Here is a 17600-nt window from a genome sequence, read left to right as displayed (position 1 = left end):
TTGAGTTCTTGCTTGTGTTGGCATATCGTTGCGCGATATTTATTTAACTTTGTCCATATTTTAAGGAAGAAAATTGAGTATATCAAAAGGTCTTGCAAAACTTACAAGCGAATATGAAACTCAAAGCACATCACCCATAAAGGACAATCCTTTTGCACAATTTGTAACCAACGAATTATCAGCTATATTCCAAGACATCCTTCCCACAGAATTTAATTGCGTTAGCAGTGTTGGTAAGGGGCGGTGGACTTTCGTGCCGTGGGTAGCAGTGTTTCACCCACTGATAACAGAGAGTGCTCAAAAAGGGTATTACATTGTCTACCTTGTTAATAATGCAGACAAAACAATTTCATTGTCTTTGAACCAAGGCGTTGCCCAAATCACAGAGGAATTCGGAAACAATAAATCCGCATGCCAAGAGCTGGCATCTCGCGCCAAAACTATGCGTAGCAGAGTGGAACGTATTCCACCTCGATTGACACAAAGCTCTATCGACCTTGGGGATGCTAAAGGACCAACAAGCGGATATGAAGCCGGACACGTTTTAGGCAGAACCTACACCCTGGACGATCTCGCAAATAATAATACTGTCGAAGAAGATCTTTTTGCAATTCTAGGTGTCTATAAGGAATTGATAACATCTAATGGCTATAGCGAGCTTCCGAATAAAGAAGAGACAGGAATTGAGCTAAGCATAATGGAAAAGAAAAAATTATCTTTACACAAGAAATTTGATGGGCGCGGCAATACCTCAAAGTTTAAGAAATCGATGGGTTATAAATGTATGGTTTGCGAGTTTGATTTTGAAGAAACTTATGGTGAACTGGGGCGCGAATACATTGAAGCTCACCACCTTACACCATTTGCCGACTTAGAAATTGACGCTTTCAGAACTTTAACTGAAAAAGACTTCGCCATGCTTTGCGCCAATTGCCATAGGATGATACATCGTCAAGATGATGTTTCAGACCTAGAAGCACTGAAATTGAGTTTACAAAGATAGGTTCCTGAACCTACACAACCCGCCCCATAGGGTGTGCGGAATTTCTTCGAAAATCCGCATTGCTACGGGCGCGGGCGGCTTGCGCCGCCTTGGTTTTCAAGCACAAACCTTACGTCTAATCCCCCCAACTTCCCCAAATCGGTAAAATTTGGCACTTATTTTGCCGCAATTCGATCCTATGTTTCATATTATGGAACAGAGACATCCAAATTATTATCCCCCTTACAGCCGCCCCGAACGGGTGGCGGATGGGATGATGCATGCCTTGGGGATCATCGGTTCGTTGGTTGGGGGTGTTGCGCTTTTGATCTTGGTCACGCGCATTGGCGAGCGGGGCGATATTGCCGCCGCAACGGTTTATGCCATCGCCATGGTTTTCGCGTTTAGCGCATCCGCGCTCTATCATTTCACACCGATTGAACGCCTGCGCCCAACGTTTCGCAAATTCGATCACGCCGCGATATTTTTAAAAATCGCGGGCACATACACACCGTTGGTGGTGTTGATCGGGGGCGGGTTTAGCTATTCTGTATTATGCCTTGTCTGGTTGATTGCGCTGGGCGGGATGATTTGGAAGGTGTTTTTTTGGCAAACACCGAATTGGAAATCCACGTTATTATATCTCGCCCTTGGTTGGCTCAGCCTCGCACTCGCTTGGCCGATCATTCAAACCATGCCGATTGCCAGCTCTGCCTTGATCGCGGCGGGTGGGTTAACTTACACGGCCGGTGTCGTATTTTACCGCTGGGATAGCTTGCGTTATTCGGTGGCGATCTGGCATGGGTTTGTTCTGGCCGCATCCGCCTGTTTGTTTAGCGCGATTATCCTTGGCCAATTGGCACGGGCAATTTAGCCATCCAATTCCACAATGCGGCGTTCCTGCACGGCCGTTAAACATGGCACACTTGCCCCGCAATCATTACGCACCTTTAAAAATTCACGCTGTGATGCCAACAGGTTTTTGCGCGCTTGCCCACCCAGCCGATCACGAAGCGCAAAATAAAGAGCCGATGCGCGTCGATCCAATGACGCCAAATAAGCATCACCACACAACGTAAATTCCGTCGCCGTTCCCGCCTTGTTACAATCAAAGCTGGGGTTTGGTGTTTCCTTTGCAAATGTATTTTCAACAGGCGCGGTTGCCACAGGTTGCGTGGTTACAGGTTGCAACAATGGTTGTGGCGTCAGCGCCGAATGCGGTTTGGTTGGAAGCGTTTCGGATTCTTCGATCTTTTCCACTGGGGTGGAAACAACCATGACCTTCATGTCGTCAAACACCTTTTTACGACAGGCGCGCACATCCATTAATTGCGCCCCTGCTTCGGCACGCAGAACGCCAACATATTCCTTTTCGTTAAACTCGCCCGCGGCAGACACGCCGACATCAACAAGTTTATTCATGATGCCGCCGATCTTTGCCTCGGCATCGCCGCTGATTTTAACGCCCTGTTGTCCACCCGAATATTGATATTCACCACAAACCGCATCCATCATTTCGCGCAGCAAATCCAAACGCGGGTCTTGGGCATGGGCAGTTGGGGCGATAAGAAACAATAATAAAAAGAACTTGGTAAATAAATTCATAACGATACGACCTCCGAAAATTGAAGATTATCGCAAGATACTATCATTTATGGCGTGAAAATTAGAGTCTCTTTTTTGCGCACATTATTTTAGCGCATCAAGATAGGTACGCACACAGGTTTGCACATGGCGAAAACGATCACCACCCAGATGCGTGCCGCCATACCATCGGGTTACCACAATGATATGATCGAACACGCCGTCGCGTTCCAACATGCGCAAAATAATTGCGCCCGCCCCCGATTCACCATCGTCGTTTTTGATCTGTGTGCCATCGGATTGAATCATCGCCCATGTGTTATGGGTGGCCTTTGCATATTTCTTTTTGCGCTTAAGGGTTTTGATAAATGCCAATGCGTCGTCACGGCTGGCAACCGCGCCACCGCTGACCGCGTATTTCGAACCCTTGTCCGATACCACATTTTCAATCTGTAACATATGGCTGGTTTGGCGGTTTTTGCGTGGTTTGACAAGCTGGCGATCTGTCCCCCGCTTGTCCGCCATATGTCCGACAGTTGTCCGACACTTGTCCCACGGGTGTTTTTACGTCTTTACGCGCCACGGCTCACTGCCTAAGCTGTCGTTATGTTTACAATCGAACACGAATTTGACGCCACCGTAGTGACACTAGTTGATGACGGAGAAATCCCGTTGAAAGAGGATGTCACCATCAATGCATTCGCATCACAAGTCACCATAGAACAGCTTGACCCGCGCACCGAAACGGTGATGCGTATCACGCTGTCAAACGCACAGCTGCGCGATTTACAAGCGGCACTGGATTTACCCGAAGGCAGTTATATGTTTGAAGGCAAAACGCCTTAGGCATAAAGCCCGCACAGCACGATAATCCAAACGATCAACCCCGTGATCGCGGTCAGCGCCACAGCGGCGCAACCTGCATCCTTGGCCTTTTTGGACAGGGGATGAATGTCGTCTGAAATGCGATCAATACAAGCCTCGATCGCGGTGTTGAGCAACTCCACCACAAGGATCAAAAGACCCAGCGCAATCAACAATGCCTGTTGCGTTGTGCTGATGGGAAACACGAATGTCAGCGTGATCGAAATAATGTTGATCACCACCCATTGAGGAAAGCTTGCTTCGTCTTTCCAAGTGATCGCTATCCCTTCCCACGTGTTTACACAGCGGGTGATGAAACGTTTGCTTTCGCGCGCGACATAATTGAACATGCGTTTAATCCTGAAGCTCTGGCAGGTTTTTAAACAACTCCAGCGCCTCTGCGTTTGCCAAGGCTTCGGTGTTTTTCACAGGGCGTCCATGCACAACATCGCGCACCGCAAGTTCCGTAATCTTTCCCGATTTGGTGCGCGGAATATCGGCCACCGCTATGATTTTTGCAGGTACATGGCGCGGGGTTGCATTGGCGCGGATTTCCTTGCGGATCCGCGTTGCCAGTTCATCGTCCAATGTCACACCATCGCGCAGGCGCACGAACAATACGACACGCACATCATTGTCCCATTGCTGGCCAATGACCAAGCCTTCTAGCACCTGTTCGATCCGCTCCACTTGACGATAGATTTCCGCAGTACCAATACGCACACCCCCTGGGTTTAATACCGCATCAGAACGCCCGAAAAACACAACGCCACCCTCTGGCGTGATTTCGACCCAATCGCCGTGATGCCAGACATTATCGAATTTCGCGAAATAGGCATTGTGGTATTTTTCGCCCAATGGGTCATTGAAAAAACCAATTGGTTGCGATGGATGCGGGCCAACACAAACCAACTCGCCCGGTTCGCCATTGGTTTCGCGCCCTTCGTCATCAAACACCCGCACATCCATGCCCAATTGGCGTTTTTGACATTGGCCAGAGTAAACGGGGCTGATCGGACTGCCCCCTGTGAAACACGCGGCGATATCTGTGCCACCCGCGATGGATGATAGGCATACATCTGATTTCCACGCGTCATAGATATATTCAAACCCTTCTGGTGCGAGCGGTGAACCTGTGGAAAATATCGTGCGCAGATCGGACAGATCATGTGTGGTTGCGGGGGTAATCCCACCCTTGGCACAGGCATCAATATATTTCGCAGATGTGCCAAAATGTGTAACCTTTTCACGCTGTGCGATATCGGCTAGGCGATTGCCATCTGGATAAAACGGAGACCCGTCGAACAATATCAATGTGGCCCCTGATGCCAGTCCGCTGACCAACCAGTTCCACATCATCCAGCCACAAGTGGTGAAATACATCAAGCGATCACCGGGGCGAATGTCGCCTTGCAACTGATGTTCTTTGACATGCTGCAATAACGTACCACCAACGGAATGGATAATACATTTTGGCAAACCCGTTGTGCCCGATGAAAACAGGATGAACAAAGGTGCGTTAAATGCAACGCGGGTGAATGCGATTTCTTGGGGTTCAATTGATGCCGTGAAATCCGCAAGGCTTGTACATTTATCACCCAATTCAAGGGCAGATAGATCAGTCCCTATATAAGGAGTAATAATCACCTGTTGCACGCTTGGAATATCCGCACCCAATTTCTGTGCGGTTTCAACGCTTGAAAATTCTTTGCCGTTATAAAAATAACCATCAGCGCAAAACAAAAGTTTTGGTTCTATTTGGCCAAAACGATCCATCACACCATTATAGCCAAAATCAGGTGAACATGATGACCAGACCGCACCAAGGCTGGTAACCGCTAACATCGCCGCCAATGTATAAGGTGTGTTTGGAACAAATGCCGCCACGCGATCACCCTGCCCGATACCCTGTTTAATCAGAGCTTGTTGAATACGCGAAGTCTGTGCATGCAATTCATCCCAGCTCCATTCCAAGCGATCACCATTTTCACCGTGAAACACCACAGCCGCATCGCCACCCTTTTGGCGCAAAAGGTTTTCGGCGTAATTCAATTGTGCGTTTGGGAAGAATTTGGCGTTTTTTACATCCACTTCATTTTTTAGCGCAAGATTTCCCCGCTCTCCGATGATATTGGCGAATTCCCAAAATGCCGACCAAAACGCAGCTTTGTCTTGGACCGACCAATTCCAAAGCGCATCGTAATTCGGGATTGAGCCCGCTGTTTTTGGTAAACCATTGATAAATTGTTGCGTCAAACTCGCGGTGATCCGCGCATCAGATGGCTGCCAAAGTTGCTTGCTCATAGTTCTCTCCCCATTTGTTGCAGGATTGATGGGCAATATCGATTGGCAGGTCAAGCAAAACAGCCCAAATCAGATTGAGATGATTGCAAATCTTACTGGATGTTAAAAACACATGGGTCGGAAACACCCAAAGGTGGTGTTTTGCATAACATACGTGCCACCTGCCAAGCGGCAACAACTTTGGGCACATAGGCGCGGGTTTCTGCGTAGGGTGGAACGCCTTCGTGTTTTTTCACCGCATTTTCACCTGCGTTATACGCAGCCAGTGCAAATAATGGGTCGTGGCGAAATTCGGCAAGCAGCCATTCCAGATATGCCGCACCACCCGTTATGTTTTGAACGGGGTCTGTAACATCTTCTACATTGAACCGCTCGGCGGTGGCCGGGATCAATTGCATTAACCCCTGTGCTCCTGCACTGCTGGTCACATCAACCCGACCGCCAGATTCCACCGAAATGATCGCCAACAAGAACGCGGGCGAAACCTGTTTGCCCAATGATGCAATCAAAATGTCCTTGCCAAATTTGTTCACCAGACCTTGCATTGAATCGAGTTGCGGTTTGAGAGCAGCGTTTTTTTCCGTCTCTTTTTGCAACTTGGCCACCGCGACATTCATCCGATTGATATCCGCATTGGCAAGGTTTGGTGATACTTCTGACCAGAACCAATCTTGCAAATCCACATCATCGGGTGTTGCAGCAACCTCTGGTTCCGGTATTGGTGCCTCTACCGTTGGTTCGATTTGGATGTTGATGCGCGGACCTTTGCGGTTTGGATCAACCTTTACCCGCTTAAAGGTAAAGTCCGCATTTTGCGAAAATACAGGTGAAACTGTGAAAAATGCTGGAATCAACGCAATTGCGATTCCTTTACCGATCGAATTTAGCCACATGAATTCACCCTTTTTGACCATTAGACACGTAAAAAAACCAAAAACCAGCGTTAAAATCGGGCGGGAATAAGGGCAAAAGAGCGCAAACTTGTGTCTTTTGGACCGCAAAGCAAAAAAAATTGAGCGATAAGTTGCTGTTTTATAAGGGTAAATCAAAAAATATTTAGATTTGTTCGAAAAACATTCCTAAAAACCAATTGTTGCCGCAATTGGTGTCTTTATTTGTATCACCGAGAACGGGAAGTGTCGATCAACGCTAAGACGATCACAACTATCTAAACCAATGCCTCATGAGGGTGGGGCGACTTAAAACTTGAAAAGGGTAAAATTATGAAACTATTTAACATGTTCAAAAAAGACGAATCTGGTGCGGTTACTGTAGACTGGGTTGTTCTTGCAGCTGCTTTGGTTATCTTGGCTTTGGGTATCGGCAACGTATTGCGTGGCCCAATCAGCGAAACAGTTGGCAAAATCGCGACACAAGTTGAAAACTCAGGTACAGCAATGGAAGAAGCTGCTGCTGAAGCAACTGGCTCTTAATAGCTGACTTGGTTTCAAGACACAGCGTTTTGTCACCAAATAGAATTTGAATTCGAAAACAGCCCCGCGGGGCTGTTTTTTTCATCTAACACACAGATTATTTATCCCTGCAAGTCTTGCTTGTATTCTTATGATGCTTATGATGAATGCTGTTGTGAAACAAATTTCACTTTGACGCCGACCAAACATTGGGAACTTTAAATGCGCATTTTATCCATCTTAATTCTTCTGCTTGGTTTGGCCATCGCTGGCACGGTTGCGTATATGGTTATGCAACGTCTGACCGAACAAGATCAGTTGGTTGCGCAATTGCGTGGCAAAGTCGCGAAAAACATCAAATTCGTTCCTGTTGCCATTGCCACCAAAGATTTGAAATACGGCAAGCGGCTTGGCGACAAAGATGTTAAATTTATTGATTGGCCAAGCGAAGGCGTTCCGAAGGCCGCATTCAACAGCAAAGAAAAACTGTTTGGTGCAGAAGGTGTAGAAACCGAACCACGCACAGTTTTGCGCGCAATTGATGCGGGCGAAATTATTTCAGTAAAAAAAGTTTCTGATTTTGGTCAAGGTGGGGGGCTATCCACAACATTGGGCCAAGGTTTACGCGCATTCGCATTGCGTGTTGATGTGGCATCCGGTGTATCCGGCTTCTTACGCCCAGGTGATAATATCGATGTTTATTGGACCGGTCGTGTCGGTAACGAAACCATTTCACGTCTGATCCTTGATGGCATCACATTGATCGCGATTGATCAGATTTCTGACGAAGATATCAATCGTTCTGTGGTTGCGCGCACAATTACGGTGGCTGTACCACCGCGTACCGTTGCATCATTGGCGCAAGCCCAAGCAACAGGGAAATTGCAAATGGCATTGCGTGGCGTCGAAGACACCGAAAAGAACGAAGAAGAAATCGAGATCAACCAGCGCATCTTGCTTGATATCAAAGAACCAGAAAAAGCGGCACCTGTTGCCAAGAAACAGGTTTGCACAGTAGTTTCCCGCCAAGGCGGTGAAGTAAAACGCATTCCTGTTCCGTGTAACTGACCCAATTTTTCATACCTGCCTTTTACAGACTGTTGCGTGTTGTCCACATAATTTGTGGCGTCCAAGATATTGATTCTTGAAATAAAACACGAATTGTTCCACAGTCAGACAATAACGACAAAAAAATATGTCACACACCCGTGGTTCAGAGAGGCAGGATCACAATGAAACTACGCAATTTACTTGCGGCAAGCTTGATCGGCTTGTCCAGCAGTACAGCAATTGTTGATATCGCAGCAGCACAATCAACATTGAAAATTATGCGCGGAGCTACGTCCAGTAACATCCGCATTTCACTTAACCGCGCTGTCGTGATGGAAGCAGACCAACCGTTTGCCGAATTATCCGTTGCAAACCCAGGCGTGGCCGATGTTGCGGTTTTAACCGATCGCACCATTTATATCATTGGTAAAACCCCAGGACGCACCACGTTGACGTTATTGGGACCAGAAGGCAACTTGATCACCAATGTTGAAATTCAAGTCGCACCTGATATCGCAGAATTCAAAGAGCGTTTACGCGAAATTCTGCCCGATGAAAAAATTGATGTCCGCACAGCGGGTGAAGGCATCGTATTAAGCGGCACGGTGAGTGGTATTCAACCATTAAGCCAAGCATTGGAGTTGGCTGGGCGTTATGCGCCAGACAAAGTGACCAACTTGATGAATGTTGGCGGCGCACAACAGGTAATGTTAAAAGTACGCTTTGCCGAAATGAGTCGCTCAGTATCAAAAGAGCTAAGTGCAAGCATCGGATTTATTAACGGTGCTGGCGATGTCGCCGCAGGTGCGGGGCAAGCCGTACAAGGCAGCAACTTTAGCGGTTTCCTTGGCGGTGGGATCGGTGGAATTACATCCAGCAACAATCGTCAGGGCATGCTTGGGTTGGATTTCAGTGTCGGTGGCGCGACCATGGGGCTTTTGCTTGAAGCTCTTGAAACTAAGGGCATGGTTCGCACATTGGCGGAACCAAACTTGACCACAATTTCAGGTAAAGAAGCAAACTTCCTTGCTGGTGGTGAATTCCCAATCCCTGTGAGTGACGGCGAAGGCGGATATTCGATTTCTTATCGTCCGTTTGGTGTTCAAATGGAATTCACGCCAACAGTTTTGCGTGATTCTTTGATCAATCTGGTCATTAACACATCTGTAAGTAACGTTGACTCGACCAATTCAATTACAACAGGCGGTATATCTGTCCCTGCGTTCAGCGAACGTCGCGCAGAAACTGTTGTTGAGTTGAAAGACGGGCAAAGCATCGCGATTGCGGGTCTGTTGCAAGACAACTTTAACGATGTCGCGTCTCAGGTTCCTTGGATCGGCGACGTTCCAATCCTTGGGTCACTGTTTCGCAGTGCCGATTACGCGCGCAGCCAAAGTGAACTGGTGATTATCGTTACGCCGCACTTGGTAACACCTGTCAATGGCGACAGCTTGGTATTGCCAACGGATCGTGTGAAATTGCCAACAGAAGCGGATTTGTTCCTGAATGGTAAAACAGCAGCACCAAAATCACGTGGTGTCGTACAAGGCACCGCAGCGGGCTCTGTTTCATCGCAGGATTACAAAGGTTCCTATGGATATGTGGTGGAGTAAGACAATGACATTGAAAAAACTTACAATCAGCATTTCGTTCCTTGCCGCTCTTGGCGCTTGTGCACCTGAATCTCGATACACAACACTGGGCGGGCGTGACGCTGGCGCCGATGCGTTGCACGGTGGATTTGGATATGCCACGGCCAATAATGTTAAGGTCATGTCAATCAGCGAACGTCTGGAATACATCAAAAGCTTGACGCGTTTGTTCGCATCAGAGGCACCCGCCACAATCAACTTTGCGTTTGATTCAGCGAAACTTGATGCAAACGCACAAGCACAGCTTCGCCAACAAGCACAGTGGATTTTGGCGCACCCTGACATCACGTTCCGTGTGTTTGGACATGCTGATAAAGTGGGTAGCAATGCTTACAACCAGCGTTTGGGTAAACGTCGTGCACAGGCCGCGGTCAATTATTTGATCGCACAGGGTGTTGATCGTCGCAAAGTGGAAGCCGTGGTTTCATTTGGCGAAACACGCCCCTTGGTATTAACCCAAGGCCGCAGCCGCGAGAACCGTCGCACAGTGACCGAGGTTAAAGGGTTCTATAACCCAGCGAATGATGGTTTGCTGGATGGCAAATACGCCCGCGGTATTTATCGCCGTTATGTTGGTGAAGGCGACAACACACAGGTGAGTTCAAACCAATAAGTTGAAGCTTAACAAAAAATAAACCTTTCGAGTGCAGCAGAAACGTGTCTTTGCTGCACTTTTTTTATGGGCATTGCCCCGCCCTGCCCCAAAAAAAGCCATATTCTTTCTATACTTGGCTTATGGTTAGCACTTAAGAATATGATTTTATCGATTCGCTAATACGAGGGAAGTAAGGGACATGACATCTGACAATAGCGGCCGCATCATTGCATGCGCAATTGCACCAAATCTTGAAGCCTTTGATCAAATCATTGATCAGATGCAGGATTTATTTGGCGAAAATTGGGGCGGATTGAATTTAGAAGACGCACTACCAGTTTTGAACAGCCGCCATTCTGAACAGATGGATCATGTGTTGATTGCAATTGATGAAACTGATGATGTTGATATTGAAAATATCGTCGAAATTGTTGGCGCGGCAAAGTCTCGCCAATTGTCGGTTACATTGGTCACAAAAAACCTAGATGCCGTTTCATTACAACAACTTATGCGGTCTGACGCCGATGACTTTCTTCCCTATCCATTGCCCGATGGTGCATTGAAAGCATCCTTTGCAAAGGCTGAAGAAACCCCGGTTGAAACGAAACCCGCTGCGCCGATGATGAATTTTGATCTGACTGACACAGGCGCACCATCAACACCAATTCCACAGGATGCATCCGCTGCACCTGCAGCGCCCGCAATTGAAGACCCTGCACCCGTTGCAGAACCTGATGTTGCAGCGGCCACACCAACCGCGGCCGCGCCCGAGGCGCCGACATTTAATGCAGCACCTGAACCACAAGACGTGCAGCCCGCAGCAGAACCAGCGCCCCAAGCGCAACCAGAAACACCTGCGCCTACGCCCGCTGCCCCACAAGAGGCACCGCAAGCTGCCCCATCAAATGTGCAGCCTATTGCGCCACCTGCCCCGGCACCACAACAAGCACCTGTGGCAACTGGCAAGGATGGAATTTTACTGCCTGTTTATGGATTGGCTGGTGGTGTTGGCGCATCGACACTTGCTGCCAACCTTGCTTGGGAAATTCAAAATATCATTGCCAAAGACGACGCAAAGGTTTGTTTGCTAGATTTCGGTTTCCAATTTGGGTCGATCGCAACATATCTTGACGTTGGGCGTTCTGATATTGGATTGGAATTATTGTCTTCTGGCGTTGGGCTAGACAGCCAAGCGTTTAGCCAAGCCGTGCCCAAATACAAAGGCAAATTAGACGTATTGCCCGCACCAATTGATGCGGTTCCGCTCGAAGTTGCAGATGCAGAAGAAATTGCACAACTGCTTGATTTGGTCACATCAATGTATGATTACGTCATCGTTGATTTGCCAACCGCATTGGTAAGCTGGAGCGAAGCCGTATTGCAACGCGCCAAACTTTACCTTGCTGTGGGCGAAGTTGAAATGCGCACCGCACAAAATGCGTTGCGTTTCTTGCGCGTTTTGAAATCCGATGATCTGCCATATGAAAAGGTGCAGTTCATCATGAACCGTGCACCCAAGAAAACCGATCTGTCAGGGCGTTCACGGATGAAACGCATGTCAGACAGTTTGAACGTAGAATTCCGTTGGGCGCTGCCTGATGGTGGCAAACAAGTCTTGAATGCATGTGACCAAGGGACACCCTTGGCCGAAGTGGCGGGCCGCAACCCGCTGCGAAAAGAAATTCGCAAAATTGCCGAAAATCTGGTTTCTGTTGCCAAGGACTCGGCGGACGTAAAAGCAAGGGCATAACGTATGTTTAAAAAGTACCAAAAGCCAGCAACACCTACTGGCGCAACACTCGCACCCGTTTCAACATCTGCTGCGGTTGCAAAACCCACCGCAAAAGCGGCGGCGCCTGCGCAACAGGCCATGTCCAAAGAGGACAAACGCCGTCGGATGTTGATGGATCTGCGTCTTGATATGCACCGCAGGCTTTTGGAAAACTTGAACTTAGCCGCGATTGAGACGGCCAGTGACGCGGATTTGAAACGCGAAATTCTGGCCATTACAATGGATGGCTTGGCGGAAACTGGTACGGTTTTGAACAAAGCCGAACGCGAAAACCTGATCCAGGAATTGTTTGACGAAGTTACCGGCCTTGGGCCGTTAGAGCCATTGTTGAAAGACGAAGATATCAACGATATTTTGATCAACGGCTGTAAACAGATTTTCGTCGAGGTTGACGGTAAACTTTCCCTGACAGATGTTCAATTCAGCGACGAACAGCATTTGCGTCGTGTGATCGATAAAATCGTTTCCGCTGTTGGTCGTCGTATCGACGAAAGTAACCCATATGTTGACGCGCGTTTGACCGATGGTTCGCGCTTTAACGCAATGGTTCCACCCATCGCCGTTGACGGTGCATTGGTTTCCATTCGTAAATTTAAAAAAGAAAAGCTCAGCATCGATAAATTGATCGCATTTGGTGCCTTTTCCGAAGAGATGGCCGCATATTTGCAAGCCGCCGTTTCCTGTCGTTTGAATATCATCGTTTCGGGCGGTACAGGTTCAGGTAAAACCACAACGCTTAACGCATTGTCTGGCTTTATCGCCAATAACGAACGTATCGCGACAATCGAGGATACGGCCGAGCTTCAATTACAACAAACCCATATCGCACGTATGGAAAGCCGCCCCGCCAACGTTGAAGGCAAAGGCGAAGTTTCACAACGTGATCTTTTGAAAAACGCTCTGCGTATGCGACCAGATCGTATCATCGTGGGTGAGACGCGTGGCGACGAGGTTATCGATATGTTGCAGGCGATGAACACCGGTCACGATGGTTCGATGACAACAATTCACGCCAACTCTGCACGTGATGCGACATCGCGTATGGAAAATATGATTGCGATGACGGGTGTGGAAATGCCGCTTCGTGCAACGCGTTCACAAATCGCATCCGCGGTAAATGTGGTGGTACAGGTGAAACGTCTACAAGACGGTTCGCGTCGTATGACCTCTATTTCTGAACTGACCGGTTTGGAAGGTGACATTATTTCTATGCAAGAGATCTTTAAATACGACATCCTCCGCACTAACTCTGAGGGTAAGATCGAAGGACGGTTTACCCCAACAGGTATCCGCTCAAAATTCACGGATCGTTTCGAACAATGGGGTTACGGTCTGCCGACCAGCATTTATACCCAAACCGCGGCGCAATAGGGGAAAACCATGGGCTATCAGGCAATTATATTTCTGTTGATTTTTATCGGCGTGATTTTGATCGTCGAGGGCCTGTACCTTATGGCATTTGGCAAAACGATTAGTAATGCCAAAACACTGAACCGTCGTTTGGCATTGCTGGAACAAGGTAAAGATCAAGAAGAAGTGTTGCAAACGTTGCGCAAAGAACGCGATCAGCATCGCCGTTCACTATCGCTTCCGATTGTATCGATCCTTACTAAAAAAGCGGCGCAAGCGAATATTCAGTTTTCGCCCCGCGCATTGTTTATGATCATGATCTTTGTTGCGATTTTCAGCTTTATCATGTTGTCATTTTTCACTAGTGCCAGCCCAACCACATGTGGCATTGTTGCCGTCATCTTGGGCGTCGGTGGCGTTTATTATTGGTTAAACTCCAAGGCGAAAAAACGTATTTCAGATTTCGAAGAACAGCTTCCTGACGCGGTTGATCTGGTTGTGCGCTCACTAAAAGTTGGGCACCCGTTTTCCAGCGCAATTAACGTGGTCGCCGCGGAAATGCCCGACCCAATCGGAAGCGAATTTGGCATTATCGCCGATGAGGCAACATATGGCATGGAAGTAACCGAAGCGTTAAACGACATGGCGGATCGTATCGATTTACAAGACGTTCGCTTTTTCGCGGTTGCTGTTGGTATTCAGGCACGTTCAGGTGGTAACTTGGCCGAAATTTTAGACGGCTTATCCAAAATTATTCGTGCACGGTTCAAACTTTTCCGCCGTGTACGTGCCATCACCGCAGAGGCAAAATGGTCAGGCTGGTTTTTGTCAGTCTTTCCATTTGGTGCGTTGGTTGCCATCCAATTGATGAACCCAAATTATTATGACGCGATTAAAGAAAGTGTAATTTACGTACCTGGCGCAATTTTTGTTATCGCGATGTTGGTGGTCAACATCTTTGTAATGCGCGCAATGGTTAATATTAAAGTATAGACAGGGTAGCGATTTGGAACTTATTCAAGAAATTTTCGCATTTATTGTAGACGCATTGGGGCCCAATGGGCCGTTAATCGTAATTGGTATGCTTGGCGTATTCCTGATTATGATCGCGCTTCCGATGGCCTTGAAACGCCAGGTGGATCCGTTTGATAAATTGGAAGGCTCGACAGCGTTTATTCCAGCCAACAAAAACGATCCCAAGAACAAGGCCGCCTTGCGTCAGAAACAATCAGGGCCCAACCTTGATCGATTTGCTGCGTATTTGGAACCACAGGACCAAAAACAATATAGTGCGCGGCGGCTCAAGCTGATCCAAGCGGGATATCGCACAAGTAGTGCGGTGCGCACATTTCACGCTGCGCAATTGCTATTGTCCTTGGGGGCATTGGTGGCCGCGTCTTTATATGTGTTCTTGTTTACCGAAGGTAGCACACCGATCAAAATGGCCTTGATGATTTTGGGGCCAGCGTTGGCGGGTTATTACCTGCCCCATTATTGGGTGGAACGCCGTCGTCAAACCCGCCAAACGGAATTGTTAGAAGCGTTTCCCGATGCGTTGGATTTGATGTTGATCTGTGTGGAATCTGGCCAAACCTTGGATCATACGATTTTGCGGGTTTCGCGCGAAATTGAAGATGGCTATCCAACATTGGCCGAAGAGCTCACGATCATTTCAAACGAAATGCGCGCTGGTAAGGATCGTTCAACAGTGTTGCGTGATTTCGCAAGCCGAAGCGATGTTGCGGATATCAAGGCATTCGTAACCGTTCTTATTCAGTCAGCAACATTTGGTACCACCATCGGTGAAGCGTTGCGTCTGTTTTCATCAGAGATGCGTGACAAACGCGTGATGCGCGCCGAAGAAAAAGCAAACACATTGCCTACAAAAATGACACTGTGTACAATGCTATTTATCTTGCCACCGCTTCTGGCGATTTTGATCGGTCCATCTATTTATGACATCTATCGTTTCTTGGTCCTGGGCCAAAGCCAATAAAATAAAAACAACGCTCGGCGTCGCCAGTATTTTGATTTTGGCGACAGCCTGCGATCCCGCCAATAAACCACTAAAATCTCTCAATGATGGGGTGAATGCCCCCGTTGGATTTTCCCGCGTTGACGAAGCCGTTGATGGTTTGATTGTCGGGCATCGTTTAATGGCAGGTGGTGAATATGAATTGGCATTGCGCGCATATAACCGCGCAGCAGTCGATCAAGGGTTTAGCGTTGATGTTCTCAGTGCGCTTGGATCCGCAAACCTGCGGTTGGGTCGATTGGGTCAGGCAAAACAATTGCTGGAACTTGCAGTTGAAAAGGACAAAGAATTTGTTCCTGCATGGAATAATTTGGGTGTTGTTCTGTCAAATCAACAACAATACGGCGAAGCAGAGCGTGTTTTCAGGCTTGCCTTTGCGCTGGATAGTGGCAAATCGGACGAAATTCGCGCAAATTTAACACAGGCTATCGCAAATCTAGAAGAAAGTCGTTATTCTACTGTTAATAATAACAATAACTTTGCGTTGGTTCGACGCGGCAACGGACGATACTTGCTGTTAAAATCATAACGCATACGGGCAGTTACAGGGAATTGGTCATGCGGAAATTTCTATTTTCGACTGTCGCAATCATCGCGTCGAGCACGCTATTGGTGGCTTGTGACAAGAATAGCAAATCAAAAGAAGAAAAAACCGTTGTGGGTGTGGTGGATGAAACCAACCTAAACGACATCATGTTAACAATGGCAGACCCAAACGAAGCCGCCGCGTATTTCCGCGATGCTTCTGTAAAAGATCCAGAGCGGATCGACCTTAAACGTGGTCTGGCAAAATCTTTGGTACGCGCAAAACGTAACGAAGAAGCGGTGCTGGTCTATGAAAAATTGGTCAACGAAGAAAAATCGGTTTCACAGGACCGCATTGATTTCGCCGGTGCATTGATCAGCAGCAATCAATGGAAACGCGCAGCAGAACAGCTTAACCTCGTCCCCCCTACCGTTGAAACATATCAACGTTACCGGTTTGAAGCGATGATCGCCGATTCCCAACAAAAATGGAAAAAGGCAGATAGCTTTTATGAAACGGCGGCGGGTCTTACGACACAGCCATCTGGCATTTTAAATAACTGGGGTTATTCGAAATTTGTGCGCGGTGATTACAAAGCGGCCGAAAAGCTGTACCTCGAAGCAATCACCTATGATCCCAAATTGTTCACCGCCAAAAACAATCTTGTCATGGCGCGTGCGCAACGCGGTGAATTTGCACTGCCCATCATTCAAATGACCGAAATTGAACGCGCAGAGCTAACCTATACAGCGGGGCTAAGCGCCATTAAGCAAGGTAAAATCGATATCGGGCGCGGAATGGTGGAAGAGGCGATTGATCTTCACCCACGCCATTTTGCGGCGGCTGTTGATACATTGAAAGCATTGAATAAGAATGTCGTAAGATGAGCGAATTTGGGCTGTGGTTTTTTCTGTGCGTAACATTTCCAATTGTGATTTGGTGCGCATGGAGTGACCTTAAAAATATGACGATCCCGAACAAAGCGAATATCGCATTATTTGCAGTATTCGTCATTTTCGGTGCATTTTTCATGCCCCTGCCCGAATTTGGGATCCGAATTTTACAGGCCGTCGGCGTTTTGATTTTGTTTTTCATCCTTAATTCCATGGGTTTAATTGGTGGTGGCGATGCAAAATTATTTGCGGCAATCGCGCCTTTTGTTGCTTATCGCGATGTAACCATATATCTGTTTTTATTGTCTTTTTTATCAATTGCGGCGGTGGTTTTGCATCGCGTAGTGGATCGCACGGCATTAAAAACAACACTCTTTGCGAATTGGAAATCTTGGTCTGAAAAAATCAAATTTCCATTTGGCCTTCCTTTGGCGGGATCGTTGTCCGCCTATCTTCTGTACAGCGCAATGCAATAATCACAGTAGATATTAAAAACCCACACCAATTGATAAGAATTTGATTTTGCCTCAAAAAACGCGCATTCTTGGATGATAATGCACG

The 17600-nt window shown here is 47.6% G+C and carries 19 protein-coding genes; 14 read left to right on the top strand and 5 right to left on the bottom strand.

Annotation, left to right across the window (positions count from 1 at the left end):
* Nucleotides 1-73 precede the first annotated feature (73 nt).
* Complete coding sequence (locus BFP76_RS06270) at nucleotides 74-1003, top strand: MrcB family domain-containing protein (protein ID WP_099592325.1); 930 nt, start codon at nucleotides 74-76, stop codon at nucleotides 1001-1003.
* 190 nt (nucleotides 1004-1193) lie between these two features.
* Nucleotides 1194-1856 carry a PAQR family membrane homeostasis protein TrhA gene (gene trhA / locus BFP76_RS06265; protein ID WP_099593927.1) on the top strand — a complete coding sequence of 221 codons (663 nt, stop codon included), beginning with the start codon at nucleotides 1194-1196 and terminating at the stop codon, nucleotides 1854-1856.
* Here trhA and BFP76_RS06260 read toward each other — a convergent pair.
* Together BFP76_RS06260 and BFP76_RS06255 are read right to left on the bottom strand one after the other, a co-directional pair.
* Nucleotides 1853-2587 (bottom strand): lysozyme inhibitor LprI family protein, encoded by a 735-nt coding sequence (locus BFP76_RS06260; protein ID WP_099592324.1) that lies wholly within the window; start codon nucleotides 2585-2587, stop codon nucleotides 1853-1855. The two genes, trhA and BFP76_RS06260, sit on opposite strands and share 4 nt — an antisense overlap.
* A gap of 84 nt (nucleotides 2588-2671) precedes the next feature.
* Nucleotides 2672-3025 carry a YigZ family protein gene (locus BFP76_RS06255; protein ID WP_099593925.1) on the bottom strand — a complete coding sequence of 118 codons (354 nt, stop codon included), beginning with the start codon at nucleotides 3023-3025 and terminating at the stop codon, nucleotides 2672-2674.
* A 147-nt stretch (nucleotides 3026-3172) separates the two neighbouring features.
* On the opposite strand from BFP76_RS06255, the gene BFP76_RS06250 reads away from it, so the two are divergent.
* Entirely contained in the window at nucleotides 3173-3412 is a 240-nt protein-coding gene (locus BFP76_RS06250) for a hypothetical protein (RefSeq protein WP_099592323.1), read from the top strand.
* Here BFP76_RS06250 and BFP76_RS06245 read toward each other — a convergent pair.
* From BFP76_RS06245 to BFP76_RS06235, 3 genes are all read right to left on the bottom strand, one after another.
* Nucleotides 3409-3780 (bottom strand): diacylglycerol kinase, encoded by a 372-nt coding sequence (locus BFP76_RS06245; protein WP_099592322.1) that lies wholly within the window; start codon nucleotides 3778-3780, stop codon nucleotides 3409-3411. The two genes, BFP76_RS06250 and BFP76_RS06245, sit on opposite strands and share 4 nt — an antisense overlap.
* Before the next feature lie 4 nt (nucleotides 3781-3784).
* Nucleotides 3785-5734 carry an acetoacetate--CoA ligase gene (locus tag BFP76_RS06240; protein WP_099592321.1) on the bottom strand — a complete coding sequence of 650 codons (1950 nt, stop codon included), beginning with the start codon at nucleotides 5732-5734 and terminating at the stop codon, nucleotides 3785-3787.
* Nucleotides 5735-5826: 92 nt separating this feature from the next.
* The gene (locus BFP76_RS06235) at nucleotides 5827-6627 is read right to left on the bottom strand and encodes a lytic transglycosylase domain-containing protein (RefSeq protein ID WP_099593923.1); all 801 of its coding nucleotides are present in this window, start codon (nucleotides 6625-6627) and stop codon (nucleotides 5827-5829) included.
* Nucleotides 6628-6957: 330 nt separating this feature from the next.
* Here BFP76_RS06235 and BFP76_RS06230 point away from each other — a divergent pair, with 330 nt between their 5' ends.
* The 11 genes from BFP76_RS06230 (at nucleotide 6958) to BFP76_RS06180 (ending at nucleotide 17515) form a co-directional block, all read left to right on the top strand.
* Nucleotides 6958-7167 (top strand): pilus assembly protein, encoded by a 210-nt coding sequence (locus tag BFP76_RS06230; protein WP_099592320.1) that lies wholly within the window; start codon nucleotides 6958-6960, stop codon nucleotides 7165-7167.
* 201 nt (nucleotides 7168-7368) lie between these two features.
* Nucleotides 7369-8214, top strand: a complete 846-nt coding sequence (gene cpaB / locus BFP76_RS06225; protein ID WP_099592319.1) for a Flp pilus assembly protein CpaB — start codon at nucleotides 7369-7371, stop codon at nucleotides 8212-8214.
* Between the two features lie 164 nt (nucleotides 8215-8378).
* Complete coding sequence (locus BFP76_RS06220; RefSeq protein WP_099592318.1) at nucleotides 8379-9809, top strand: type II and III secretion system protein family protein; 1431 nt, start codon at nucleotides 8379-8381, stop codon at nucleotides 9807-9809.
* Between the two features lie 4 nt (nucleotides 9810-9813).
* Nucleotides 9814-10461 carry an OmpA family protein gene (locus BFP76_RS06215; RefSeq protein WP_240513996.1) on the top strand — a complete coding sequence of 216 codons (648 nt, stop codon included), beginning with the start codon at nucleotides 9814-9816 and terminating at the stop codon, nucleotides 10459-10461.
* Nucleotides 10462-10642: 181 nt separating this feature from the next.
* On the top strand, nucleotides 10643-12193 hold the full coding sequence (locus tag BFP76_RS06210) for a CpaE/TadZ family protein (RefSeq protein ID WP_099592317.1): 1551 nt from the start codon (nucleotides 10643-10645) through the stop codon (nucleotides 12191-12193).
* 3 nt (nucleotides 12194-12196) lie between these two features.
* Complete coding sequence (locus BFP76_RS06205; RefSeq protein ID WP_099592316.1) at nucleotides 12197-13606, top strand: TadA family conjugal transfer-associated ATPase; 1410 nt, start codon at nucleotides 12197-12199, stop codon at nucleotides 13604-13606.
* A gap of 9 nt (nucleotides 13607-13615) precedes the next feature.
* A complete protein-coding gene (locus BFP76_RS06200) occupies nucleotides 13616-14578 on the top strand; it encodes a type II secretion system F family protein (protein ID WP_099592315.1) in 963 nt (320 codons plus the stop codon).
* Nucleotides 14579-14591: 13 nt separating this feature from the next.
* Nucleotides 14592-15581, top strand: a complete 990-nt coding sequence (locus BFP76_RS06195) for a type II secretion system F family protein (RefSeq protein ID WP_099592314.1) — start codon at nucleotides 14592-14594, stop codon at nucleotides 15579-15581.
* Nucleotides 15541-16149 carry a tetratricopeptide repeat protein gene (locus BFP76_RS06190; protein WP_099592313.1) on the top strand — a complete coding sequence of 203 codons (609 nt, stop codon included), beginning with the start codon at nucleotides 15541-15543 and terminating at the stop codon, nucleotides 16147-16149. Before BFP76_RS06195 ends, BFP76_RS06190 begins: the two co-directional genes overlap by 41 nt.
* A gap of 29 nt (nucleotides 16150-16178) precedes the next feature.
* Entirely contained in the window at nucleotides 16179-17033 is an 855-nt protein-coding gene (locus BFP76_RS06185; RefSeq protein WP_099592312.1) for a tetratricopeptide repeat protein, read from the top strand.
* Nucleotides 17030-17515 (top strand): A24 family peptidase, encoded by a 486-nt coding sequence (locus BFP76_RS06180; RefSeq protein ID WP_099592311.1) that lies wholly within the window; start codon nucleotides 17030-17032, stop codon nucleotides 17513-17515. The genes BFP76_RS06185 and BFP76_RS06180 overlap by 4 nt, the downstream gene beginning before the upstream one ends.
* Nucleotides 17516-17600 lie beyond the last annotated feature (85 nt).

The sequence above is a fragment of the Paramylibacter kogurei genome (assembly GCF_002742285.1).
GTDB classification, from domain to species: domain Bacteria; phylum Pseudomonadota; class Alphaproteobacteria; order Rhodobacterales; family Rhodobacteraceae; genus Amylibacter; species Amylibacter kogurei.
This window is presented reverse-complemented; position numbering and strand designations above follow the sequence as displayed.